Raw genomic sequence first — 25,453 nt, 5'->3', positions numbered from 1 at the left:
CTGCCTGCTCATCCCCCAAATGGTCCCTCTTTCCGGGCCGCCTGTTTTTTAATCGTCATAATTTATGATAGACTCCTCTTACCATCAATTCTGTGTGCAGGAAAGATCACTGCGACTTGTTGCACGGCAGTAAGATCGTCTCTCAGTTCAGTTGGAAGTAGCTTGCGATGACAGAAGAACTTGTGGAGGAGGGTTCAGAAAAGAAGCTGGACCCTGAGCAGCAGGCGAGTGAGGAGCAGGATGCGGCTTCGCGCCCGCGCGATGTGATCACGGTGGTTCTGACGGCAGATAACCATCTGGGCGCTGCCGCTGGCCAGCCGATGCGCCGGCGCGAGGAGCGAGCACGCCAGCTACGGCATGCCTTTCAACAGGCGGTTGATTTCGCGATTGGTCAGGGCGTTGATCTTTTCATTCAGGCCGGGGATCTTTTCGATTCGTTGAATCCGGCTGAGCATGAGCGTAGCTTTGTGGCCGAGCGTCTGGTTCAGCTCCGTCAGGCGGGTGTGCGCACGTTTATGGTCGGTGGGCTACACGATACGCCGCCGCTGGGCCGGGCCCTCGCTGAGGGGGCGCTGCCCGCGCCTCACTTGAGCTTCGCCCGCCTCGGCGCCCTCCATTATTTTGAACCGCTCTCGCCCGCTTCCCAGCCGTCGGCCACGACAACGGCGGGGGCCAGTCTGGGAAGCAGGCAACCTCTGATCGAATTAGCGCCGGCCTTCTGTGAGATTGGGCAGATACGGGTCGGTCTCTGTGGTCTGAGTGTGCGCGCTGGCCAGGAAGGTGATCCTCTGGCCTCCGTTCGTCCCGCTGCTGAGCTTGAGCGTGCCCAGATCCGTATTTTGATTCTCCATGCCCCTATTGAGGGCCTGAGCGCCGAGCCTGCCCCTGCCGAAGCTCAGGCCCAGGCTCTGGTGAGCCGCTCGACATTGGCCCGGCAGACCGCTTTCCAGTATGTCCTGGCCGGTTATCATCATGCCTTTCAGCAGCTGCGCGTTGGCCAGTGCGAGCTGATCGTGGCGGGCCCGACTCAGCATATTGATTTCAATGACCCCGATGCCGAGCCTGGCTTTGTCTTTCTCGGTTTGGCGAGCGATGGCGTTCGCTGGTGCAAGCATATCGCTGTCGAGGCTGTACGCCTGCGTCGTCTGGTGGTACCAACCAGCGCGCTCTGGCCAGCCCCACCGACAGGGACGCCCAGCGGCGAGACTGGCGCTGCGGCGTCTGCTGCTTCTACTGCTGGCTCTCCCACGACCGTTATTCTGGAGCGTCTGCGCCCTCTCTGCGATCAACAGACGATGGTTCAGCTGAAGCTGGAGGGCGAGCTGACGCGCCAGCAATATCATCAGCTCGATCTGAACCAGATCCGCCGATATGGCGAGCAGCACGCTTTCTCGTTGGCCATTGACGATACGGCCCTGACCCTGGTGCCTGACCATGAGGCTTCCAGCAGTGTCGGCCCGACTGAGGCCAGCGAGCGTTTCTCTCCTCGCGAGGAGCTGGCTGCTCTGGCCGATGAGTGGATCGCTGCCGCCTCTGATGAACAAGAAAAAAAAGCTCTGTTGGTGACAAAAGAAGTGTTGCTGAATGCTCTGGATGAAATCCATTAGCGCGAAGCGCTCTGAGCGCCCGCTCCTGTGACGCCTGATCGGTGCGCTCGCTGGTCGGAGGCTCTGCACCGCTGAGCTATGTGAAGGAGATGTGGTAGCGAAAGGGCGGGTCGCGGCGAGCATGCTGGCCTCTCTGCTCGACTCTCTGAAAAAAACGGCGGAGAGCGCTCGCATCTCCCGAGAGGAGTGTGAACGGAGTGAAGCAGAAATGATTATTCTGAAACATCTGACAGTCGAGCGTTTCAGGCTCTTGCGAGAAATAGATCTGCACTTTCCCCAGCGCGGAAGTATCCTGATCCAGGGGCCGAACGAGGCTGGTAAATCAACCCTCTTTGAATGTATCTACTTTGCTCTCTTTGGCGAGCCACTCACTACGCATCGGGAGAAACGGGCGCTGGACGACCTGATTATGTACGGAGAGGCGGAGGCTTCCGTCAAGCTGACGCTCTCCGTGGGCGCCACTGAACTGGCTATCACGCGCACGATTGAGCGCGGCAGCGGCCAGCGCGTCTCGCTTGTGGTCCGTCGCCTCGGCATGCCTGAGAGCGAGCCAATCACTCAGCTGCGCGCCGCTAATGAGCGCATCATTGCCGAGTTGGGGCGCCTCGATGGTGAGACGCTGCGCAATTCCTGCCTGATCGAGCAGAAGGGCCTCCAACGTCTTGAGCAGATCAGTGGCGGTCAACGCGAGCTTGCTCTGCGCCGCCTCTTGGGCCTGGAGAAGCTGACACGCCTGGCTGAGCAGTTTCGTCTGACCCCCGAGGATGAGGAGCAGCTGCGCGAGTGCGCTGCGCGCTTGCGGCTGGCCGAGCTGCAGGCTCGCATTCCCGAGCTGAGCGCCAGGCTAGGCCAGGTCGAGGAAGCCCTGGACGCTGTGGCCGTCAATGAGTATCTGGCCGAGATCGAGCAGCAAGAGGCAGAGATTGCTGAGCAGGAGAGCAATCTCTCGACTATCCAGCAGAAGCGTTCCGAGCTGAAGAGCCGCCAGGCTCGCGTGCAGCAGCTGAAGAAGGCTGAGGCGATCCTCGCTGAGCTGATTACTGCCTACGATGAGATGGCTGAGGCCCGCCGCGAGTTGCCAGAGTTGGACCGCCAGATCGCCGATCTGGAACTGCGCGAACGCCAAGAGCTGCCGGCTTTGGAGAAGCGGGTGCGCGAGCTTGAAGATCTCTCGCGCTCTTTCGGTACTCTGGAGCGCATGGCTACTGACCTCCTGGCTACGGTCAGTACCATTAAGGAGCTGGAGCAGGAGGCTCAGGAGCGCACGACCTTTGAGGAGAACCTCGAGCAGCTGGAGACGCAAATCAGCCGCGCTCAGGCCCGCCTCGATCAGGCCCGTTTGACTCGCAGCGAGCTGGAAGAGCGCCGCCGGGCCGGACGGCCCTCCCTGGAGGAGCGGCTGCGGCGCCTGCGTCATTTGGCCTCCCGCTTAGAGACGCTGTGTCAGGCTGAGGAGCGCTATGCCCAGCACCTGGCGGCACGTGAGCAGGCTGAGCAGCTGGAGAACCGCATTGAGGATGCACGCCGCCGCCTGCGCGAGGCTGAGCAGCAACAGGCTCGCTCTGAGCAGGAGACGCGCCAGACCGAGCAGCAAGTCGCGACCTACGAGGAGCGCTGGCGTCGTCAAAATCTGGCGCGCCAGCTAGAGGAGTGGCTGCACCTGCGCGATAAGTTGCGCGGCTTGACGGAGGCTGAACGACAGGTTCGCGCTGCCTATCAACAACATGAGCGCTGTCATCAAGAGGTTGCCGCCGCTCTCAGCGTGGTGCGCCACCTGCTCGCCTTTCTAATCGTGGCCGGCATCGGTTTCGGGATCGCCGCTCTCCTGAGCTTCATCTGGGCGCTCTCGCAGCTCCTGGTTCCGGCGGTGATCGGCATTGTGCTGGCGGCTGCCTGCGTTGCCGCTTTTGTCGTCATCTTTATCCGCTATAGTCGCGCGCGGATCTCTGTCCAACAGGCCCTACAGCGCGAGCAGGACGCGCTCAATCATGTCCGGGCAATGGTGGCAGCTCGTGAGGCGGCGGCCCGCGCCAATGGGGGTCAAGAGGCCCTGGCCCGCGTCGAAGAGGAGATTCGTGCCCTCGGGGCCGAAATCCCGGCTTCGCCTGATGAGGCCCGGCGCCTGATTGAGCAGGCCCAGGCCGAGCGCTCTTCTCTCAATGAGCAGCAGGCCCTGGCTGAAGCTCGTGAGCGCCTGGCCACTCTGCGCACTCAGGTGACACAGGGTGCCGAGACGGTCGCCACTCTGCGCAGGCAGGTGAGCGAGCTGGAGGAGGAGGCCCGCGCTAAAGATCTGGATGATATCCACAGCAAGCTCCGCAGCGACCTGGTGGCCGTGGATCAGGCTCGCCATGAGCTGGCGACTTTGATGGGTCAAGAGGGTCTGCCGATTCCTACTTTCGAGGCTAACGTCTTCAATTCCCCCGCAAAACATGCCGAGCTAAAGGCCATCATTGAGGAGGCGCTCAAAACTGCCGAGCTGGAGATCGCCGCCCTCGACGGCAAGATCGATGCGATCGCCGAGCTGCAGGAGCAGATCAAGAGCTGTGAGCAGGAGCTGGAAGGTCTCCAGACCCGCAAGCAGGTGCTCCTCGGGCGCCTCGAACGCTTCCAGACGAGCGATCCCCTCCAACAGCTGGCGCGCGCCCGCGAGCAGCAGGCCGCTCTCAGGGAGGCCCTGCAGAAACTGACAGATTCCTTGCGCCAGCGCGTCAAGCCCCTCGGCCTGCAGTTCGGTCAGGCTCAGGTCAGCAGCGCAGAGAGCGCGGCGCGCCGCGAACTGGAGGCGCTCCATATTACTCTCGGGCGCCGCATCGAGCTGCAGGGACGCCGCGAGCACTACGCTGCCCTCCTCAAAGAGCGTCAACTGTCCCTCTCTGGCTACTATCAGCAGCTGGCCAAGTTCAGCACGGTGCTCGGGAGCTGGATTATCCCGCCCAATCCCTTTGCCGAGACGCTCAACGGCCTCCGTGCTCGCTGTCAGCAGGAACTGCAGGCTGCCAGCGAAGAAAGCATTCTGCAAGAGCTGGAGCAGTTGCAGATGCAAGAGGGAGCTTCGCGGGCCAAGATCGAGCTGTGTCGGCAGGAAATCGAGGAGATCCACGAGCGGATTCGCTCTCTGCTTGAGCTGCGTGGGCGCCCCACTCCCCAGGGCTACCAGCGCGAAGAAATTGTGGCCGTCTGGCCTCTCGTTGGCGAGTATGGCGTCGCCGATCGCCAGCGTTTAGAGCAAGAGCGCGAGCAGCTTGAGCACGAGCTCCAGCTGCGTGAGAAGGAGGAGCTGGAGCTGAGCCAGCAACTGGGAACTGGCGGCGAGCGCCTCGATCTGGAGCAGACTCGCAAGCGCATGGAGCAACAGGAACGCAGCTATCAAACCAAGAAGCGTGGCAGTATGTTGATCGCTGCGGTCATCGAACGCCTGATGCGCAAGATGGTCCCGCGCACCGAATACTACATGCAGCAAATTCTGCCCCTCCTGACCAGTGGCCGTTACCACGATGTGCAGTTGGTGACCGAGCCAGAAGAGGGCAGCGCCAGCGGCGGACCCCTGCGCTGGCGGGTCTGGGATTCGGCAGCTGGCGAGTATATCCCGCGCGAAGCACTCTCCAGCGGAGCTGCAGACCAGATTTCCTTTGCCTTGCGTCTGGCTTTTGCGATCGCGGCCCTGCCTCGCGAGCTCAATGCCGCTCCAGGCTTTTTGCTCCTCGACGAGCCGCTTAGCTCCTTCGATCAGCGGCGAGCGCAGGCTGTGGTCGAAGTTGTGACCGGTGAGATGCTGGGCCAGCACTTCGAGCAGGTCTTCTTTATCTCGCACAGCGGTGCTTTTGATCCCGCTCAGTTCCCCTACTATCTCTTGATCGATGGGGGACAGGTGGTCGAGAGCAATCTACCTGTGGTGATGCCGCGCAGCTCGCTCAATGGCAATGGCAGCCGCCCCTCGTCAGAGGAAGGTCCCGAAACCAGCTCGGAAGCAACCTCGGTCGTGGCCTAGGTGGGCCAGGCACCGCTCTGCGCAGACCTACGCCAGGAGGAACCTGCTCCCAGCGAGCAGGCTCCTCCTGGATGCCAGAGCAGTCGCTGCCACCGACTGCCCTGCTGTTAACTGTTAACAAAGGCTCCTTCTGTCAGTGCGACTCCTCAAGAAAGCGCTCCACTTCTGCTGCGGCTCGCTCCAGGTCGGGACCCTCCAGCCAGAGAATGCGCTGATCACGGCGAAACCAGCTGAGCTGCCGACGGGCAAAATCGTGGATCGCATGCTTCAGCTGTGCTGCCATCTCCGCCTCGTTCTCGTATTCGCCACGCAGCAGGCGACCGATAAAACGGTACTCTAGCCCCAGGGCTTCCAGACGCTCGTGACTGAGGCCCTGAGCCAGCAAGCGACGAACCTCATCGACCATGCCCTGGCGTAGGCGCTCATCGACACGCTGGTCGATGCGACGATACAGCTCCGCTCGTGGCCAGTGAATACCCAGGAGAAGGCTCTCGTAAAGGGGAGCAGGTGCCCCCTGCTGCTCGGAGAAGGGCCTGCCAGTCAGAAGACAGACCTCCAGGGCACGAATCACTCGCCGCGCGTTGCGACGGTCGATGCGGGCCGCGGCCCGCGGATCGCGTCTCTCCAGCTCGGCAACCAGGTCTGCAAGTGGGCGCTGCTCAAGCCGACGACGCAGCTCCATGTCGGGAGGCACCTGGGGCACCTGCACGTTGTCTACAACCAGCTGAATATAGTGGGGAGAACCACCGACCAGCAAAGGCAGTTTCCCACGACTCGCGATGGCCTCAATCGCTGCCAGGGCCTTCTCGCGAAAGCGGGCAGCACTGTAAACCTCGTCCGGATCGGCCACATCGAGCAAGTGGTGGGGGACTAGCGCCCGCTCCTCTGGCGTGACCTTGGCCGTGCCGAGGTCCAAACCACGGTAAACCTGGCGCGAATCGGCAGAGACGATTTCACCGTTAAAGCGCTGAGCGAGTTGGATGCCAAGGGCACTCTTGCCCGAAGCGGTCGGCCCCAGCACTACAACCACTTTCCCTTTCCGCCCTGACTGCTCGCTCTCAGCTGATCTCATCGACTCTTTCCCATCCACAGCTATGGGTGCCCAATCAGTCGATCGATACGGAAGATTAACGCTAACGCCACAGCAGCCCCCGCGGCCACGGCCAGCGGCGTCAGCAGACTCAGGCTGGTCCCCAGGGCCAGACTCAAGCCAAGACTCACCCCGGTAACCATCAACAGGGCCAGGGTCGGCAGGCGGAAACGCTTCATCGCCCAGGTCGCTCCCGCGAGCAAGCGACTGCTGAGAAACTGACTGCTGCCCAGAGTGCCGGCCAGGGCTGCCAGAACGAGCAAGGTCAAGGCATGGAGTGGAGACGCCCCATCCTGAAATCCGCTGTGCCAGGCAGGTTCCAGCAGGCCGAGGGCCGCCAGGGTAGTGGCCAGCCCCGTACAGAAACGGTTCAGCAAGGCAGGGAGCTGCCAACCGTGATCGGCATTCAGCAACAAGGCTCCCAGAGGAGCCAGTGGGAGCATCGCCAGCAGCGCCGGTAGAAAAGCTGGATCAGGTGGTAGAGGTAAGTGTGAAAAGAAAGGCAATTGCGAATATAGCTCATAAAACAGAGAGGGAGACAGTAAAGCCGCAGCGAAGACCTGGAGCCAATAGAGCCGGCGGCGCTCAGCAGGACTGGCCCGTAGCGGGTCCCAACCCCCTGGTTGTCCATACTTCGCCTTATAGGCCTCATCCTGGGGATTGATATAGGCGGGCAGCGCTGGGGCCATCGAGCCGGAGCGTTGGCTGGGAGGCAACAGGCGTTGACTGGTGCCGGCGCCAACGCTGCCAGAAGAGACCTGGCCGCTGCCCGCTCTGGTCCCGCTAGCCGCCATCGGCCCCGTGGCCGTATAATTCATCACCTCCACCTCCACTTTCACCTCCACTGGCTTCCCGGCTGTCTCGCCGAGAGGCGTAATCACAATAGTGCCGCTATAGCGCTGCGAGCCTGCAAGCTGGCTGCTATCGACGCGCACGCGCACCAGTGTACTCATCCCATCAAAGCGGGTCTGATCCACGATAATCCAGGGTTCCACAGGCTGAATGGTGCCCTGAACGACCGAACCCTGATTCCCCGTGATTGTGAGCAACATAGGGGCGGACAGGCCCGGGTAGACCTGGCCAAAATGAATCGTAGCCGGGCGGACAATCATCAGCGGCGCCTTACGGGGGCGGGCGGGAGAATGTCCTCGGGCCGCCTCAGAGGCCGTGGAGGCTGTGGCATTGACGGACCGCTGTGCTTTCGTGCGCAGATGGGCATCGGGTCCCATAATTAGCTGGATGAGCCGTTCAACGCCCAGCTCGGGATCGCCGGTCGTCGTTCGTAAGCGGCGCACCTTGCGCGCCAGGTCGCTCTCGCCGATCTCCTCCAGCCACGACTCGATCTCCCCGCTGAACAGATAGTCGGCCCCCTCCTCGGGGAAGCGGGCACACAACTCGGCCAGCTCTTCTGGCGTTGTGGCCTCCTGCCCGTTCTCGAAGGGGAGTGTGCCCACGCGGAAGAGAGCCCGGCGGAAAACGGCCACGCTTGGATAGCGGTCATTGGGATCGAGAGAGGCCGCTTTCTCCAAAGCCCGCGCCACCGTTGGCGAAATCGCTGGATTCAGCGTGCGTGCATCTGGCAGACCAAAGCCCTTTTCTGGCAATGTCCCCGTCAAAAGCTGAAAGAGCGTCACCGCCAACGAGTAGATGTCGGAGCGCTGATCCGTTTGAGCGCTGCCATACTGCTCTGGAGGAGCAAAACCAGGAGTGCCCAACAGCTGAGTGTCCTGTGAAGAAGAACGACGCACCAGTCGGGCAATACCGAAATCGATCAACTTGATGCGCCCATCTCGCCGCAGCATAATATTGCCCGGCTTGAGATCGCGGAAAATCACCGGCGGCTGCTGGCTATGTAAATACTCCAGGACGTCGCAGATCTGGCGAGCCCAACCCAGCACGCGCCGCTCGGAGAAGGGAGCGCCGTTCTCCTCCAGCAGCTCTTCCAGCGTCTTCCCATCGATATACTCCATCACCAGGAAATGGCGCTCACCTTCGCTGAAGAAGTCGGTAAAGGCGGGAAGGTTAGGGTGGCTGAGGCGCGACAAAATGGTCGCCTCGGCCAGAAAATTCTCCAGAGCCTTGCCCTGTTCTCCAGGCGGCACGGAAGAGAGACTCATCTCCTTCACCGCGCAGATCTCGCCCCGCTTCGTATCGCGCGCCTGATAGACTGCTCCCATGCCCCCCTGGCCGATCACCCGCAAGATGATATAGCGCTTGTGGAGCAGGGTATGGCGTCCCAGGCGTCCCGTCTGGGCATTCCCCTGATCGTTCTGTGGACTGATGGGACTGATGGTGAACCCCCTGTCTCTCCTCACGGACATCAAAGCTCCTCGGCCCGCCGCCGGCGCCGCCGGGCCGGTCCAAACTCGCTGCCTCTCATGACCAGCAAGACCCGGCCAGGCAGAGGGCCTGCAGCGCCTTCGTCGCTCTCGTGCATTCCAGTATAGCATACCATTTATGGGAGATACTACCTATGCTGGATGCTATTGATACAAGTAAATTCGCGCTGGATGGTACAATCAGCATAGACGCTCTCGGTCTTCCGGCCATTCCTTCTGGCGTAGGAAAGGAGAAAGGCGCCGGGCGCCTGTCCTACTTTGCAACACTTGAGAGCTGCGAACTCTGGTAAAGAAGATCAGCAAGATCATCCTGAGAAACGCCCACAAAAGACGGGGCAGTCCACTGTCATAGGTACAGTCTAAACAAGAAAAAAGAAGCAGATATGATCTCAGCGATCTGATCGAGCTGGAATCTGCAGTGAGGCCTGGCGGAGAGGTGGCAGAGAGGTGGCTCGCCTCGCTGGCTTCAGCGATAACAGGAGTATGATGAAGAGCAAGCTGATCACTCAGACTGTTCAGCCGGCGTTGCCACTGCCACACCTCCGGCGTTCGCTGCAGGCCATGCTGATCAGCCTGGTGCTGCTCCTCGTCGGGACCCTGGTTCTGACGTGGCAAATCATGAATGGCAGCACCGGCAGCCAGGCCAGCGGCGCCAGTGTGCTGGGACCGCCAACGCTGCCAGCAGAGACCGTCAACCGTATTCTGGCATCGACCCCTATGGCTGGCACCGGTGAGGTGGTTGAGCAGGCGGCCCGCCAGACCAATATCGATGACGCCTTTGCGCTGGCCGTCTGGTACGTCGAGACCAACCAGGGAGCGGCAGGGGTTGGCCTGGGCGACCGTAATCCGGGCGGTGTCCGCGCCAGCGCGAGCTATCCCAGCGATGCCGGCGGCTATACTATCTATCCCTCGTATGCCGCGGCCATCCAGGACTGGTTTTCCATCGTCCAGCAGCGCTATATTGCTCGCGGGCTGACGACCGTTTATCTGATCGCGGGCCCTTATGTTGGGACCTCTAGCTCCGGCTCGTGGGCTGCCAAGGTCATGAATTTGATGACCATCTATCGCAATCAGGCCCCGCCGCCAACGCCAACGCCAACACCAACCCCGGCAACGCTGAAATATAAGATTGCCACCGCCCTGCAGAACAAGAGCCAGCAGCAGACCCGTACCGAGCAAGAAGATGGCCAGCCTCAGTCGGCGCCCTCTTCTTCCGCTACTCCCGCGACCGCAGCGACCTCTTCCACGGGCGCAGCGGACAGACCGGGTAGACAGGACCTGGCCCTGATCGCCTTCGGCCTGATCTCCGCGCTTGCATTGGCCCTGGGAGCCGTCTGGTTGCACCGCCGCCAGCGCCTCCTGGTTGCCTCGCTTGAGACTGCACCGACAGGGGCGGGATCAGCGCCAGAACCGGTCACCGATACCCTGGTGCTCGCCACCGCCGGGCCAGTCCAGACGTCCTCAAATACATCCCTCGCCGGCCTGGTTGGTTCACTCTCTGGCCGCGATACAGATGCTTTCTCTCTCTGGAACCTGTCAGCCAGATCCGGAACCCTGGAGACGGCCTTGACCACGGGCAGCCAGACCGGACGTTGGTCTGACTCCTTCTCCCACCTGCCAGATCAGCAGCCCGTTCCCGCAGGCGCGCTACCCTCATTTGCTCCTGTCCGGCCAGCTCCAGTAGCTGCTCCTTTGCTCGCCGGACGAAGCACAGGCCCGGGCAGTGGCCTCTTGAGCCGTTATGGCTCAGGCCATCAGCTGCCTTCTAACCCACTGGCAGCTCCCTCCGAGCCGGGTTGATGGGGCAGCTCTGCCCCCACTTCTCGCTCTCGCCCACTCCCGGGAACAGGGACAGGAAGAGGCAATCGCTGGCGAACTTTTGCCAACAGCCTCTTCCCTACTTGACGGGAAACGCCAGATATGCTATCCTTCACTGTGCAGTGCCACCGCAGCACCCGGAGCAAGCTCGGGGCTACGGCTTCACTGTCAAGCTGGGTGACTAGCTCAATCGGTAGAGCAAGCGACTCTTAAGTGCGCCGTTGTGCTCACAGCGTCCCTGTCGGGAAAGACCCGACGCCACTGGAGCAGACGTGGCTAAAGCACCATCTTACCTCGCGCCGAAAGGTGGCGGGGGACAACAGCATGATGGAAAAGTCGGTGTTGAGAGTCTCAGCATCTGATGGTCGCGCTCGTCGGCCAGCAAGATGGAATGGCGAGTCGAGACTCAATGCTGTAAGCTCTTAACAGCGGCAGCTAGGCCGTATATGGTCAAGCCCGCCAGGGGTTGAATCCCTCGCTGGCCTCCCTTGGTGTCGTCAGCTGTGATTAGGAGGGCTGACGAATGCTCCCACCAGGAGGCACTTGTGCATGAAGGGAGACCTACGTACGGAGCGGGGCGCCGTGGGAACTGCGGGATCACCTAAAAGCTACAGGGTTTCTCTCTCGTCCCCTGGGGCTCATGGTGACGGAGCGCTCATAGTACTCAAACGATCAGCGCAATGGCTGATACACGGGGAAGGGGCGCAGGAGAAGTGCGTAAGGCGCTTCTCTGGAGAGCCGGATGCATTGAAAGGTGCACGTCCGGTTCGGGAGGGGATGACCAGCATAGCCCAGACCGGCCAGGTTCGGCCTCGGCTGGCGGCTCTCGTCGTAAGGCTGTGCTGGCTGTCTGCTTCACTCGCTAGGTTCAGGGTTCGAGTCCCTGGTCACCCACTCTTTGTTACCCGGGCTGTCAGTTCGTGAGCCTGGCTGAAGTTGTTGGCTCACGGTCTGCTCAGCGAGATCGTCAGGAAAAACGCTCATGGATAAAGAGAGCCGGAAGTGGCCATGATAACGCTCCACTTCCGGCTCTTTTTCTCATCCTGCCTGCTGCCGCTTGGGTCCACCTGTGCCTCTGCAGTCCTCAATCTTCCTTCTTGCCTCGGCAATCTTTCCCGTGGCAGCCCTTGCCAGTGGAGCGGCTTACAGAAGAGCTGTTCGATCTCTGCCGCGGCAAAGCCCTTCTTGAGCGTTCTGACAGCTCTGCGCGCTCCATTCCCATCTTGACAGCCTTGCCGACGCGCGTTAGTATATAAACAAAGATTTATACAAAATCGTCTGCGCACGCAAAGAAGGATCGACTTGGACAGATCGAATGACTGGCGTGAACTGAAAACGATGATGAAAGCGCTGGCGGACGTTGTGCGTCTGACCATCATTTACCATCTGGCGCGGAAGCCGGAGATGACGGTCACAGCGCTGACAGACGCTCTAGAGATCAGCCAGCCGCTGGTTTCCTGGCATCTACGGAAGCTGCAGCGCGCTGGATTGACGCGCATGCGTCGCGCCGGACGCCAGGTCTACTGTTCACTGGATAAAGAGCGCTTTCAGTATTGCCTGCAGCGGCTACAGCAACTGGTCGATCCCGGGTTCGTGCTGGCAACGCTGCCCGTCGGGAGTCTGCCCAAGACGGAGGCGGCGGCTGAAGTCAACCTGGAGGAGTAACCGGTGTCTGTCATCTACTGGCTGGCACGAGGTACAAGTACCCTCGCGGGGCGTACACCCCAGTCCTGGCGCCACGCTATCGGGGCGGTGGTCGGAACGGCAAGTTATCTGGCCTGGCGCTCCAAGCGCCGGGTAACGCAGCGCAACATGGCTCAGGTCCTGGGTCGTTCGCCCAACGATCGCACTGTGCGCCGGCTGGCGCGCGCCTCCTGGAGCAATTACGGGCGCTACGCCTCCGATTTCTTGAGTTTTGCCCAGCTCGATATCGAGGCTATCGAACGACAGGGGCGGGACCTGACGCGGGGAGCCTCCTCCTGGCGCGAGTATCTTCGGCAGGCGCTCCAGCCTGGTCGCGGCGTGATTCTCACCACCGCTCATTTTGGCAACTGGGACCTGGCTGGCGCCATCATTGCCCGCGAGGTACCCTTCTCGGCCATCGCCGAAACCTTTGCCGATCCCCGGCTGAACGCCCTGGTGCAAAAGCAGCGCCAGGACAAAGGAATCGGTATCATCCCAATGGAGCGCTCGACTCGCCCAATTTTGCGTGTTCTGCAGCAAAATCAGATGCTGGCCATCGTCATCGATCGCCCCTTGACGGAGAGCGAGGGCGTGCCAGTGAAATTCTTTGGGCGCACAACCTATGTGCCCGCTGGTGCGGCAAGGCTGGCAGTAAGGACAGGCGCCGCCATTATGTCCGGTTTCGTCTGGTATGGCAGACGGGGGCAGTGCTATATGCGCGCCTTCCCCCCTGTCTTCCCCCAGCCCGAAGGGGACCGCGAGGCCGAAGTCGTGCGCCTGACCCAATCTATCTTTGATGCGCTAGAGGAGATGGTCCGTAGCTATCCCGATCAGTGGTACATGTTTCGCCCGTTCTGGCCTGCCGCTGATCCCTAGCTATGGAGAAAGCAACCTGACTGCTCTCTGCATTCGCGGGAGAGCGGCCATAGATAGCGAGGCGACGCAGGCGACGTCATAACTGTGGCGCAGGCGCCTGCCTGGGCCTGCTCCAGTGGCAGGCCAGACGCATCACCAGCGCCGGGGACGACGGAATGCAGAGAGAACGCCATACCAGCCCAGGGAGCTGGCTGGCGAAAGGCCAGCCCGACTCTCAGGAGACGGGCGCTGTTCGGCCATTCCAGGCAGCCAGGCACCTGGGCAAGAAGGTACCGCAAGGCAACGGGCCGCGACATCATGAGAAGCGCTTCTTGAGGCAGAAAACAACGACGATGTATCTGCTATTTCGCCTTGCCGCCGTCATTGTTCCGCGCCTGCCGCGTCGCTGGCTACCACCGCTCAGCGTACTACTAGGCTGGCTTGCCTGGCTGATTGCCTTCAGGGCACGTCGGCAGGCCACCATTAACATGCTGCATGTGCTGGGACCAGAGGTACAAGCCACACATCTCGGACGCCAGCGTCTCAGACGCACAGTGCGCCAGATGTTTATCAACAACGCACGCAACTATCTCGAAGGCTTCTGTTTACCCTACGTACCGGTCGAAGAGATCGTCAGCAATATCATTCCCGGAGGCGAGGAGCATCTGGCCGCCGCTCTGGCCCGGGGCAAGGGCGTCCTGATAGTGTCCGCCCACTTTGGCCCGTTCGACTACCTGAGCCAGTGGCTGGTTGCCAGAGGCTACGAGCTGGTGATCCCGGTCGAGCAGCTCAAAGATCGACGCATGCTCGAACTGATGCTGAGCCTGCGCTGCAGCCACGGCATCAAATATCTTCCCGTGGGAAATGGCACGGCCATGCGCACCATTCTGCGCACGTTGCGTCAGAATCAGCTGGTGCTCATTACCGCTGATCGGGCCGTGGTGGGCCAGAGCGTCGAGATGCCTTTCTTTGGGGCCACCGCTCGTCTGCCTGGAGGGCCGGCTATGCTGGCGCAGCGCACAGGCGCAGCTCTCGTGGGCGCCTTCGGCTGGCGCCTGGAAGGCAAGCGTATGCAAGGCGAATTTGCGCCGATCTCTCTGGCGCTTCCTGAAGAAGAGCAGCAGAAGCCCGAGGCCCTCATGCGCTCAATCGTGCAAGTCATGGAACGCTACATCCGGGCCCATCCCGAGCAGTGGCTTGTCTTCGCTCCTGTCTGGCTGGATCACGCTGCTGCAGGCACAGAGAATCAAGGGCAGCAGATCAAGGCCGAGGAAAGTAGAGAGGAGCAGACCTTCTCACTTCCAAAGGAGTAGTATGGCTAGACGTATGAGCAACAGGATGACAGAGGAATTACGACCCACCAGCCTGGCCAGGCGCTTGCTGGGCCGTCAGCGGCAAATGACAGCCGCCGAGGCTTCTCTGGCTGGAAAGCTGGGCCGGGCCGATCTCCATATTCACAGTACCTATAGCGATGGTACAGCAACCGTTGAAGAGATTCTCACCTACGCCGAGCGCTTTAGCGACCTGGACGTCATCGCCATTACCGATCACGACGCCATTGAAGGCTCGCTACGCGCACGCGACCTGTGGGCCAGAGGCCATTACCGCTTTGACTACATTGTTGGCGAGGAAATCAGCACACGCGAAGGGCACCTGTTGGCCCTCTTTATCGAGCAGCGCATTCCACCCGGGCTGAGCATGGAAGAGAGCATTGCCCTGGTCCATGAGCAAGGGGGCCTGGCCATCGTCGCTCATCCGCTGCACCGGCTCTTCCGCCACAGTTGCCAGCGCGAGGTACTTGACCGCCTGGTCAGCTCAAAGACTGTCCGACTCGATGGCATCGAGACCTGGAACGCCAGCTTCTGCGGCATCTATGCCAATCAGGTGGCCATGCGCACCAATCGCCGCGTGTATCGCCTGCCCGAGGTGGGCAACAGCGATGCCCATACGCTCAATGCCATTGGACGCGGCTGTACCTGGTTTGAGGGGAAGACAGCTCAGGACCTGCGCAGGTCCCTGCAGGCCGGAACCACAGCCCCCGGCGGCAAGCTCTGGCAGATGTACGATTATCTGCAACTGGCTCAGTATCACTTTAGCAAGCGAAATCAGCGGAATCGTCGCGTCTTTGCGGCGTGAAGCGCGCAGAGCCTTCCTTTTGGAAGAGGCAAGCTCTTGCGAAAGTCTGGTAAAATGTTGTATGGCGCCTTTGGCTGAGTAGGAGGGGACCGTGGCCGGGCTTGCGTAAGGTCCAGGGGATAGTCGCGTCTCTACAACATTGTAAGGCAGGGAGCGACTCGTGAAAATAGGTCTCGTGACTCCATATGACTGGAGCTATCCTGGTGGAGTGCGTGAACATGTCCGCCATTTGGCGCATGAATTTCGCAAAATGGGTCTGGAGGTGCGCATCCTTGCCCCGGTCTCGCGCGATGATGAGCAGCTGGCAGAGGAGCAAGTCTATAAGATGGCCGGGGCTTCGCCCGTTCCTTTCAATGGTTCAATTGCGCGCGTGGCGCTAAACCCCTACCTCGGACGGCGCGTGCGCTCGGTACTGCAGCACGAGCGCTTTGATATCATTCACCTCCACGAGCCGTTGATTCCCGGTTTGCCACTGGCCGTGCTGCGTTTCTCTCGTGCGATCAATGTAGGGACATTTCATGCCTTTGCTGCCGCCAGGATTACCTCGACGCCCTATCTGGCCTATGCATCGCTACATCCTTTCCTGCGCCCTTACTTTCGCCGGCTGGCCGGGCGCATCGCCGTTTCACCGGCGGCCTACCAGTTTGTCTCACGCTACTTTCCGGCGGACTATCGCCTGATCCCAAATGGGGTCGATCTCGAGCGCTTCAACATCTGGAACCAGCCTTTGCCCTGGTTCATGGATGGGAAGCGGAATATCCTCTTTGTCGGGCGGTTTGAGAAGCGCAAGGGCGCCAAGTACCTGTTGCGCGCTATCCCCACGATCCGTGAGCGCCATCCCGACACGCGGTTTATTCTCGTGGGCGAGGGCGGGTTGAAGCGCGGTTTCGAACGCTTTGTTGAGAAGCAGGGCTGGCAGGACGTGGTGTTTGTGGGCCGTGTCTCGGCGGAAGAGCTGCCACGCTACTTTGCCAGTGCTCATCTCTTCTGTGCGCCTTCGATCGGCGGCGAGAGCCTGGGGGTGGTCTTGCTGGAAGCGATGGCCTCCGGCGTGCCCGTGGTGGCCAGCAACATCGAGGGCTATGCCACAGTGATCACTCATGGCCTCAATGGCCTCTTAGCGCCCCCACGCGATAGCCTCGCGCTGAGCATGGCCATCTGCCGCCTGTTGGAAGATGAGCCGTTGCGGCGCCGCCTGGTTGAGGCTGGTCTCCAAACGAGCCAGCAATATGCCTGGCCGCGGATCGCTCGCCGTGTGGTGGACTACTATCAGGAGCTGCTGGAGGAGCGCCAGCTGCTCCATACCCTGCGCCAGCGAGAGCCAGTCTAGTCAGGGCGGGCCTCTTCTCCTCCTGTAGAGTGCTACCTGGTTGCCCTGGCAGGTAGGCGGGTCGGCCCTGACTGGGGCCAGTCAGACCTCTGATCAGCGATGCAGCCTCGCATGTCGATCCATAGGCTCTTGCCAGAGAAGTGGCCAGGGCTATCTTGGGGCACAGGGAGCAGTACGGCTGGCCCTGACTGGACCCGGCGCTCGCTCAATGCCGACTTGGGGCGCTGCTTGGCGATGCTCCTCACCGCTGGCTGACCCACGCTCTGCGCTGTGCAATGGTTGCACCGCAATGGCGGCCTGCCCTGCGTCGCCCTCGCTTCTTGCTTTCGCTCTCCTCTGGCCGATAGAGAGAGGAGGTCAGGGCCAGGGCACTGTTCGTTTCGTTTGGTTTCGTCTGGTAGTGCGTATCTCCCGTAGTGCGAACAGCCCTCGGTGGCAGGCTCACCGCAAAAAAGAGCTAGTCCGAAGAGGGCCAGGTATGGTACAATAAAGATATGTTAAGCAGACGCATCCAGCAACAAGTTCGACTCCTGGTGGCCTTCATTATCAGACCGCTCGCCAACCTTGGCGTGACTCCAAATATGTTGACGCTCGTCGGGCTGTTGCTTAGCGGCTTAACAGCCCTGGTGATTGCGCAGGGGTACCTGGTGGCAGGCGGTTTGCTGGTGTTGTTTGCTGGCATTTTCGACATGTTCGATGGGGCTGTGGCTCGCGTTCGCCAGGCTGCTACGACCTTTGGCGCTTTCTTCGACTCGACTCTCGACCGCTATTCGGAAAGCATCATTCTCTTTGGGCTGCTCTGGTACGTCTTGCAGCGTCCAGATCTCCATGAGCAGCTCTGGCCCTTTGGCCATGAGCAGCTCTGGATGATTGTCCTGGTGTTTGTCGCTGTCGTCGGTTCACTGATGGTTAGCTATACTAAGGCGCGCGCCGAAGGTCTGGGGCTGGAATGTAAAACAGGATTGCTTGCCCGCCCAGAACGTGTCGTCATCCTGGCCATTGGCCTGATTGCGGGTATTGAGATCTGGGCACTGGTTCTGCTGGCGGTTTTCTCACAAGTGACCGCCCTCGAGCGCATGTTCTACGTCTGGCGCATCACACGCCAACAGGAGCGCGGGCGCCCCGCGCCTCAGCTGGCTCCTGCCCCCACAGCGCTCGCCAGTGATCAGGAGCACAGTGCCCGCCGCGACCGCGATCGCGAGCGCCGCGCGCGGTTCCTGGGCCGGGGTCGGGGCCGGGCCGGCGAAGCTCAAGAAGCATCCGCTCGCCCCGTTCCCAGCCATGTTCCGCCTCTCAGTGGCGGTATACAGCAAAAAGAGTGAATCGAAGCTTTGCGAACGGTGTAGAGGAGATCGGGATCGGACGTGCATGTAGCGTGAGGTGCCTGTCGCAAGAAGGAAAGGACAGGCAGGGCGGATAGATGGCGGCGCGCATCCGCCCATCTTTGCAACGCGGATCGGTGAAAGTACGGCGTGCTTCCTAGATGCTTACTCTTTGTTGTCTTGCCTTTTCCCGAGCACCCGTTGAGGTAAAGCAGACGATAGGCGAGCAATGACGGCGTCCATTCGCCCTGACGGTTCTGTGCGTCAAGTACCTCTCCACACGATCGCCTGCGCTCCGGTCCCGAATTAGTGAGACTGGAGATCTTTTTGTGACAAGAGAACATTCGCAGCCAGAGAAGAGCGACGTTGATGTGTCCGTCGCAAAGGAAGCATTTGCCTCCGAAGACGCAACAACTCCTGCTTCTCTAGAGCCTGCTGCGCCCCCCGGGACGCAGCTATCGGAGGGTACCGTGGAAGGGCAGAAGCAACCACCTGTAGGAGAGAGTGCTGACGCCGCCCCTGGCTATGTGCTTCCGTCTCAGACGGAGGCTTCTTCCCAATACATCCAGGAAAGCGTCGCTGCCTATTCTCCCACTGAACTCCTTTCCGCCTTTTCCACTCCCTCTACACCATCTGCACAGGAGGCCTTGACGACGCGGGACGAGGAGCCTTCCCCGCTCATGGAAGGCTTCCTGCCGTTCAGCGAGGGGAATGTTCGTCCCTTCAGTGAGTTTATTGAGGAGTTCCGTCAGGCTGAAGAGGCCCGCCAGGCCGCTACTTTCGAGGCTGTGCATGAGGCTCTGGATGCCCTGAGTACCTTGAATACCCTGGGCAGCCTGGTTTCGTCTGCTGAAAATGACAACGGCCCGTCTGCTACTCTGTCAGCCGCTGGACCACTTTCGCCGCTCCCTACGGTGCCCATCCCCGGACGTCTCTCGTTCGTGGAGAGCGGCAGCTGGAGCACTGTCACTACCAGCTCGCTGGCGGAGGGCGAGGGGCAGGCCGAGGCCCTGACGCCGGCAGCGTCCACCGAGACGGCCCCTGAAGCAGAAGGTGACGCCGGGCAGGAACAGTCTGAACCGGCCTCCCCTTCCGCGGAAGAGCACTCGGTGAAGGCTCAGGAGGAGCAGCAGTCTGCTCCCCAGATCCCACAGGCCGCTCAGGCTCCTGCGGCACCTGAGAAGCCCGCGGAGCGCCCTCCTTCGCCGCTGCTGCGCCCGGCCACGCGCATTCGTCTGCCCCGCTATGGGCGCCTGCGCGAGCCGTTTGTCGAGGAGCGCCTCCCCTCCGAGGGAGAAAAAAGCCCTGAAGAAGAGGGCCAGCCTGCCGCTCCTGCTGGCGCTCAGGCTGGTGGCGAGCCAGCTTCTGCCCCTTCTGGCTCTGGCACAGGCGAGAGTGGCAGCACGACCGAGACCACTCCGTCCACCAGCGAGGAGGGACAGACCACTCGCCCCGCACGCCGCTATCGCTTCGATCGCCCGGCAACAGCGGTCAATAGCGCTATGTTCCTGGTCAGTTCTTCTCAGCAGTCAACGCCGCCTGAGCAGCGCGAGACGGGGGAGAAGCTCGCTGCTTCTGGCGCCTCTGCTGTCCAGGAGGAGCGTCGGCCAGAGAGCGAGCAGCCCCAGACTCCGGCGGCTGCCACCCCCGGCCCTGGTGAGCATTCCCACGAGATTCACGCTCTCTCTCCTCGCGAGATGCTGAGCGAGCCAACGGTGGAAGAGCAGCGGATTAAGCAGCAGCAAAGCAGTAAGGATAATCGACAACAAGAGAAAGCAAAAGAACAGGAGCAAGCGGCTGCCTCTGTGGCATTGCCAGCGCAGCCGACGGCCAACGGCGCCAGGCCGGCGGCTCAGGAGACCCAGGTTCCTGCCCCTGAAGATCTGCCTCCCCTGGAGTACTCTGAGATTCAGGCGGCTACCTCGCGCCGGCGCCGCCGCCGTCGCTCCAAATCGACGGCTGCCTCCTCCGCGCCAGCTCCGGCCACTGAGCCGACGCCTCCCCCGATCGCTCCGCCGCCCACGCCGGTCTCTCCGGTCACTGTGCCGCCTGTGACTCAGCCGGCGTCGGTACCGCTCTCGCAGCCAATCGCTCCTGCCGGAACCTACCATATTATCTCCGGCACGACTATGAACCAGATGAATCTGGGTAACGAGTTCGGAGGTCCTTTCATGGCGCCAGAACCTTCGCCCGCACGCGGCAGCGTGGCTGTGCGCGAAGCTGGTGTGCGCCCTTCACGCTCCGATGTGCAGCGGAACAATGTCGTCTATCCTAATAACCGCGGGAATGACCCGATGGTTCAGTTCGCCAATACGGTCGTGCAGGCGATCCAGTCGCAGACCGACCGCATTGTGGCCGAACTGCGCCGCTCTCATCAGTCGCCGACGAATGTGTCGGTCTCAATCCCCCCTCCGCCTTCGACGGAGCGGGTGGGCGTCTTCGTCGATGTGGCTAATTTGCTCTACTCCGCACGCACGTTACGGCTGACTATTGACTTTGGCAAGTTGCTCGACTTCCTGCGCGGCAACCGCCGCCTGGTGCGGGCCCATGCCTATTGCCCAACCAGCCCGCAGCCCGGCGATGAGCAAATGTTCCTGCAGGCCGTCAAGGGCCTGGGGTACCGCATTACGACGAAGAACTATAAGACGTTCTCCAGTGGTGCAAAGAAGGCCGATCTCGATCTGGATCTGTGTATGGACGTGGTGCGGCTTGTGGAAAGCCGGGCCGTCGACTGTATTGTTCTGGTCAGCGGCGATAGCGATTTTATGCCGATGCTCGATTACTGCTCGGATCACGGCGTGCGCGTCGAGGTGGCCGCCTTCGACGAGGCGATGTCGGCTACGCTGCGCCAAAGCTGCGACCTGTTCATCAATCTCTCGGTGCTGGAGGAGATCCGCGCTTAAGCAGACCTTTGAGTGAAGCTCTACACGGCCACTGTCGTGACCGCCTGCTTCCTCTGGAGGAACGTTCCTACAATCAATAGCTACCTCGTAATAGCTAGCGGGCCAGGCTAACCTGGCGAGCACAGCACAACACTGCACACCAGCAATGCGGCGAGGGGCCAGAGCACGAACACGATCGTTCGCCCTCTCTCCTCGCCGCTCTTCTTCTCCCTCTCCCCTCCTCTCACCAGACGCTCGACAACCACTGGCCCACCTGGCTCAGTGCCTGCCTGGACCTGGCTTCTGTGAGATGTCACAAGCCTGCAGCGTATAATTGTCATGGAACCGCTGCGAGGTCCGTTCCCTGCCCGGGTGCTATCCCACTAGAACAGTCAGGTGGTGCTGTCCTGATTGCTTGAGGCTCTGCTGGTCTCTGGATCGCTGACCTGCTTTCTGCTACACCAAAGGCAATAGCAGAGTATCTTATTTGTTTGTAGGGATAGCACCATAATAACAGCGAGAGAGCATTTCTAACGATACACCAGGTTCTCCGGGGAGAGAAGAAAGGAACGCGCGTATGCGAAACGGTGGCATACCAGCCCGTATCGTGGCATTGCTCGCCTTATTTTGTGTCCTGCTGGCTGCTTGTGGAGGAAGCAACACAGGCAGCTCGGGAGGAGGAAGCTCAACCACGCCGACAGCTCAGACGCCGATTTCGGTAGCCCTGGTCACTGATATCGGCGGCTTGAACGATCGTAGTTTCAACCACCTGGCCTACGTCGGCTACACCAAGGCCATGAACGAGTTCCATTTTACCCGCCAGGTGATCGAGTCGAAAAACCAGGCCGATTATGTGAAAAACCTGACGCTGGCAGCTCGCAGCGCTGACCTGGTCTTCGCGGTCGGCTTCCTGATGCAGAACGCTGTCGATCAGGTGGCGCACCAGTTCCCCACCAAGAAATTCGCCATCATTGATGGCTGCGCTGTTCCTGCAGGCAAGCAGGACTGCGAATCGCTGCCCAATGTGGCCCCGCTCTTCTTCAAAGAGCAGGAGGCTGGCTGTCTGGTTGGCGCCATTGCTGCCCAGATGGAGGTTGACGGCAAGACCAAGATCTCGCAGCTGCGCGGCCATAATACGATTGGCGCTGTTGGCGGACTGCCTATTCCTCCCGTCACTCGCTACATCGCCGGCTACAAGTTCTGTGCCAAGAAGGTTGATCCGAGCATCACGGTGGTGATTAATTACTCTCAGGATTTCGCGGCCACCGATAAGTGTAAGGATGCCGCTCTTAGCCAGATCAATCAGCACAATGCCGATATCATCTTCCAGGTGGCCGGTGGCTGCGGTGTCGGCGCTCTCGATGCCGCCGACCAGGCTGGGGTTTTTGGCATCGGCGTTGATGCTGATCAGAACTATCTCCACCCGAAGAGCGTTATCACCAGCGCCCTGAAGAAGGTGGATGTAGCCGTCTACGATACGATCAACGACTACGCTCATGGCAAGTTCACGAATAATCCCCCGCGCTTTGATCTGGCCCATGATGGTGTCGGTTACGGTACGCTGAGCAGCGTGGTGCCCGCTGATGCCAAGAGCAAGGCCGATCAGCTCGCCGATCAGATCAGGGCCGGTACGCTCGTGGTCCCTGAGAATATTCCTTCCTGACCTGCGTAGTGAGTGAATGGCCCGGGCACGACCAGATCGAGCTGTCCTGTCCTCTGATGGCTCGATCTGGTCCTTTCTTCTCTCGCCGCTGGCGGCTGAGTTGGGTCTGCCAGGGACTTGCTGGCACGCAGCCTGGCCTTGCCTTTGTCTTCCTCAGACGCTGCTTGTCTCTGCCCTGTGGCAATGCTATTATTACAAATCAGTTTTTTGTGTGTCATAACCGAGCATAGAGCCTGGCAGAAGGCTGGCCGCTTCTCCTTCCTGCCTGGTGACTGCTGATCTGGGAGGATTCGCTCTATGGCCTTGCAGACTGCTCAACCGCGCTCACCTACTCCCCCAGCCTTGGAGACAAGGTCAACCACCTTGCTGCTCTGGCTGCGCAGAGTTGGCTCCGGACTAGGGCGTCCGCTGCTGGCCCTGGCCTTGGCCTTGATCGCCGGCCTGATTGTGATCATGATCACCGCTTCCGGCTCTCTCTTCGATCGTTTCAACGCTGCTTTACTGGCCTACGGTTACCTCTTCTCAGGGGCCTTCGGCAACGCTGCCAATCTCTCCTTTTCGCTGGTCAATGTCACCCCTCTTATTTTTACGGGCCTCTCAGTGGCGATCGCCTATCGGGCGCGCCTCTTTAATATTGGGGCCGAGGGTCAGTTTGCTGCCGGGGCGATCCTGGCGGCCTTCGTCGGCATGAAGTGCTCGACGTGGCCCGGTTGGCTGCTGACGCCACTGATGATAGTGGCCGGGTCCCTGGCCGGAGCGCTCTGGGGAGGAATTGTCGGCCTGCTCAAGGCCTGGCGGGGCGCTCATGAGGTGGTGACAACGATCATGCTCAACTGGATTATTTTCTATGTCAGCGATTGGCTCGTGTCAGGACCGCTGCAGGCTCCCGGTCAGGCTGATCAGACGCCCTCTATGCCCCCTCAGACGAATCTTCCAAAGCTCTCGGTCCTCTATAATCAGACGCTGGGCCATTTCCTTCCCACCATCAGTCAGCCTGAGCAGTATGTTGTGGACGTCGGCTTCCTCTTTGCGCTCGTGGCTCTGGTAGCCTACTGGTTCTTGATGTCTCGCACAACCTTCGGCTACGAGACGCGCGTGGTGGGGGAGAATCCTCGCGCCGCCCAGTACGCTGGGATCTCGGTGAAGCGCAATGTGGTGCTGGTAATGGCGCTGGCTGGTCTCTTTGCTGGCCTGGGAGGGACACTGCAGCTGATGGGACAGTATCCTTACGAGGTTGTCGGCCAGGTATTCCGCAATGATACCACTGGCTTCGATGCAATTGGTGTGGCCTTGCTGGGTCGCATGACGGCCATCGGTATCTTCCTGGGGGCCTTACTCTTTGGGGGAATGCGCCAGGGTGGCTCTCTGATGCAGCTGAAGGCCAATGTGCCTGGCGATCTGGTCTATATTATCGAGGCGCTGGTTCTCTTCAGTATCGCTGTCCGGTTCCTCCCGGTAATCCGACAGGCTCTCGTGAAGCGCTTCTCGGCGGCGCGCCAGCCAACGGTGGTGGCCGCGCTCGCCGGTGGGGTGGTCGATCTGGACCAGGCGCCCGCCAACGGAGCGGAGGCTCCAACGATGAATGATCAGCCGCTGTCTGAGTCTGGGAGGGCCGCCCTGGCCGATGATGGATCAGGGCAGGCTCAGACCCCTGCCCAGGAGCGTCAACATCAGCAGAACGGGGAGGCGTGAAGCGTGTTCTGGCCTATCTTTTTGCGGGTAATTACTTCTGGCGATCTCTGGCAGGCTTCTCTGCAGTTTGCCGCTCTCCTGCTCCTGCCAGCTCTGGGTGGCGTCATCTCGGAGCGCAGCGGCGTCGTGAACATCGCGATGGAGGGCATGATGTTGATCGGCTGCTATGTTGGGGTGGCGGTCACCCTGGCCAGCCATAGTGTCCTCGTCGGGGTGCTGGCGGCGATCATCGCCGGCGGCTTGCTGGCTCTGGTGCATGGCGTGGTCTCGATTCATCTCAAGGCCGATCAGATTATCAGTGGTATCGCGATCAACGTGGCCGCTCTGGGACTGACCAACTACCTCAATATTGTGCAGACCGGCGGCCAGGGTATCCCCAGTCTGGCCTTTAATCTGCGGCTTCCCGTGCTGAGCTGGGGGCCACTGGCGCAGCTTCCTTTCCTTGGTCAGGTACTTTTTCAGCAGAATGTCGTCTTCTACCTGGCGATCGTCATCCTGTTAGGTCTGCAGTTCCTGCTCTTCAGAACGAATCTGGGCCTGCGTATTCGGGCTGTGGGAGAGCATCCGCAGGCCGCGGACACTGCCGGCATCCCCGTGCGTCTGATTCGCTATGCCTGTGTTGTCGCCAGTGGTCTGCTCTCGGGACTGGCGGGGGCTTTTCTTGCTTTGGGTGTGGCCGGCACGTTTAATCCGAACATGACCGCCGGACGCGGCTTCATCGCGCTGGCAGCGGTGGTCTTTGGCAAATATACGCCGCTGGGGGCTGCCGGGGCCTGTCTGATCTTTGGCCTGGGCCTGGCCTTGAGCGTGCGCCTGCAGGATACGGGCATCGATTCCAATTTGCTGGCCACCTTGCCATATATTCTTACCATTATCGCCCTGATCGGACTGGTCGGGCGCACTGTGGCCCCGGCTGCCGATGGCGTGCCCTACGAGCCGGGTAGCGCCGAATAGCAGGCAGCGTAAGCGCCCAAGGAGGTCAAGGAAGCATGCACGAACAGGAGAAAACGCCTCTCGCTCAGGCGGCAGATCCAGACCTGGCAGC

14 protein-coding genes and 1 pseudogene are annotated in these 25,453 nt (G+C 60.9%); 13 read left to right on the top strand and 2 right to left on the bottom strand.

Going from position 1 to position 25,453, the window contains the following annotated elements; all coding sequences use genetic code 11:
* The first annotated feature begins 167 nt into the window (after positions 1 to 167).
* Both N688_RS21570 and N688_RS21565 read left to right on the top strand, forming a co-directional pair.
* The gene (locus tag N688_RS21570; RefSeq protein ID WP_052891211.1) at positions 168 to 1,607 is read left to right on the top strand and encodes a metallophosphoesterase family protein; all 1,440 of its coding nucleotides are present in this window, start codon (positions 168 to 170) and stop codon (positions 1,605 to 1,607) included.
* A 208-nt stretch (positions 1,608 to 1,815) separates the two neighbouring features.
* On the top strand, positions 1,816 to 5,598 hold the full coding sequence (locus N688_RS21565; RefSeq protein WP_162179608.1) for an AAA family ATPase: 3,783 nt from the start codon (positions 1,816 to 1,818) through the stop codon (positions 5,596 to 5,598).
* Positions 5,599 to 5,731: 133 nt separating this feature from the next.
* On the opposite strand, the gene miaA is transcribed toward N688_RS21565, so the two are convergent.
* Entirely contained in the window at positions 5,732 to 6,670 is a 939-nt protein-coding gene (gene miaA, locus N688_RS21560; protein ID WP_081839120.1) for a tRNA (adenosine(37)-N6)-dimethylallyltransferase MiaA, read from the bottom strand.
* Between the two features lie 20 nt (positions 6,671 to 6,690).
* Positions 6,691 to 9,009, bottom strand: coding sequence for a serine/threonine-protein kinase (locus tag N688_RS21555; RefSeq protein ID WP_052891208.1), 2,319 nt, complete (start codon positions 9,007 to 9,009; stop codon positions 6,691 to 6,693).
* Positions 9,010 to 9,510: 501 nt separating this feature from the next.
* Here N688_RS21555 and N688_RS21550 point away from each other — a divergent pair.
* The 11 genes and pseudogenes from N688_RS21550 to N688_RS21495 all read left to right on the top strand — a co-directional run bounded on the left by N688_RS21550 (position 9,511) and on the right by N688_RS21495 (position 25,362).
* Complete coding sequence (locus N688_RS21550) at positions 9,511 to 10,827, top strand: glucosaminidase domain-containing protein (protein WP_081839118.1); 1,317 nt, start codon at positions 9,511 to 9,513, stop codon at positions 10,825 to 10,827.
* Positions 10,828 to 12,147: 1,320 nt separating this feature from the next.
* A complete protein-coding gene (locus N688_RS21545) occupies positions 12,148 to 12,510 on the top strand; it encodes an ArsR/SmtB family transcription factor (RefSeq protein ID WP_052891206.1) in 363 nt (120 codons plus the stop codon).
* Positions 12,511 to 12,513: 3 nt separating this feature from the next.
* Positions 12,514 to 13,404: a lysophospholipid acyltransferase family protein gene (locus N688_RS21540; protein ID WP_052891205.1), complete on the top strand. Its 891-nt coding sequence runs from the start codon at positions 12,514 to 12,516 to the stop codon at positions 13,402 to 13,404.
* Positions 13,405 to 13,559: 155 nt separating this feature from the next.
* The gene (locus N688_RS21530; protein WP_081839117.1) at positions 13,560 to 14,696 is read left to right on the top strand and encodes a lysophospholipid acyltransferase family protein; all 1,137 of its coding nucleotides are present in this window, start codon (positions 13,560 to 13,562) and stop codon (positions 14,694 to 14,696) included.
* Position 14,697: 1 nt separating this feature from the next.
* Entirely contained in the window at positions 14,698 to 15,519 is an 822-nt protein-coding gene (locus tag N688_RS21525; protein ID WP_081839116.1) for a PHP domain-containing protein, read from the top strand.
* A gap of 160 nt (positions 15,520 to 15,679) precedes the next feature.
* Positions 15,680 to 16,849 (top strand): glycosyltransferase family 4 protein, encoded by a 1,170-nt coding sequence (locus N688_RS21520; RefSeq protein WP_052891201.1) that lies wholly within the window; start codon positions 15,680 to 15,682, stop codon positions 16,847 to 16,849.
* A gap of 494 nt (positions 16,850 to 17,343) precedes the next feature.
* Positions 17,344 to 17,842 (top strand): annotated as a pseudogene (locus N688_RS24090) (CDP-alcohol phosphatidyltransferase family protein); the annotation flags it as partial.
* A 1,009-nt stretch (positions 17,843 to 18,851) separates the two neighbouring features.
* A complete protein-coding gene (locus tag N688_RS21510; RefSeq protein WP_052891199.1) occupies positions 18,852 to 21,074 on the top strand; it encodes a LabA-like NYN domain-containing protein in 2,223 nt (740 codons plus the stop codon).
* A 556-nt stretch (positions 21,075 to 21,630) separates the two neighbouring features.
* On the top strand, positions 21,631 to 22,716 hold the full coding sequence (locus tag N688_RS21505; RefSeq protein WP_052891198.1) for a BMP family lipoprotein: 1,086 nt from the start codon (positions 21,631 to 21,633) through the stop codon (positions 22,714 to 22,716).
* A 297-nt stretch (positions 22,717 to 23,013) separates the two neighbouring features.
* The gene (locus tag N688_RS21500; RefSeq protein WP_052891197.1) at positions 23,014 to 24,408 is read left to right on the top strand and encodes an ABC transporter permease; all 1,395 of its coding nucleotides are present in this window, start codon (positions 23,014 to 23,016) and stop codon (positions 24,406 to 24,408) included.
* Positions 24,409 to 24,411: 3 nt separating this feature from the next.
* Positions 24,412 to 25,362 (top strand): ABC transporter permease, encoded by a 951-nt coding sequence (locus N688_RS21495; RefSeq protein ID WP_202901987.1) that lies wholly within the window; start codon positions 24,412 to 24,414, stop codon positions 25,360 to 25,362.
* The last annotated feature ends 91 nt before the right edge of the window (positions 25,363 to 25,453 follow it).

The sequence above is a fragment of the Thermogemmatispora carboxidivorans genome, from assembly GCF_000702505.1.
GTDB lineage: Bacteria > Chloroflexota > Ktedonobacteria > Ktedonobacterales > Ktedonobacteraceae > Thermogemmatispora > Thermogemmatispora carboxidivorans.
Note: the sequence above shows the minus strand (reverse complement) of the source record. Positions and strands in the feature narration are given on the sequence as shown.